Origin of the sequence: Marinobacter salinexigens, assembly GCF_008370345.1 — a bacterium.
GTDB classification, from domain to species: Bacteria; Pseudomonadota; Gammaproteobacteria; order Pseudomonadales; family Oleiphilaceae; genus Marinobacter; species Marinobacter salinexigens.
The window spans coordinates 1-440 of record NZ_VTUU01000125.1; the positions used below are offsets into that span (position 1 = coordinate 1).

Annotated in this window: 1 protein-coding gene; it reads right to left on the reverse strand. The window is 54.5% G+C overall.

Going from position 1 to position 440, the window contains the following annotated elements; all coding sequences use genetic code 11:
• Nucleotides 1–199: 199 nt before the first annotated feature.
• The coding region (locus FWJ25_RS20930; protein ID WP_223163297.1) for a glycoside hydrolase family 18 protein at nt 200–440 on the reverse strand (241 nt) is incomplete at its 5' end.

Sequence of the window (440 nt, forward strand, 5' to 3'; positions counted from 1 at the left end):
GGGCAATATCCATATTAAATCTAACCAGCGCATGCAGCTCTCGCTCGTTGCTTAGAAAACGAGACAATAGCTGACATGCGTCTTTGTCTCCCGATGATCCGCTCTTATTATATTTGTATATCTAGTCCGATAACTTGACGAATAGCCACTATATATATATGCATGGCTAGGTGCTGTAGCTTGAAGCTTCATATGCCCATCAGACGCTGCCCTTCACCTGGCTGCTGTAGTTGTTCTGCACGTCGTTAAAGCGGTCCCACACCATGATGCCGCCGTAGTTGCCAATGCCTCGGATGGCGGGGATCACCGTGCCCGTCAGGGTGCCGGGGTCGATGTACCCGCTGCCCGCGGCCTGGGGAGACGCTGGGACGCCGAGGTAGAAGCTCCCCGCGGTGATGCTGCTGGTCCACGTGTTCCATGCGTTCACCAGGTTGGTGTCG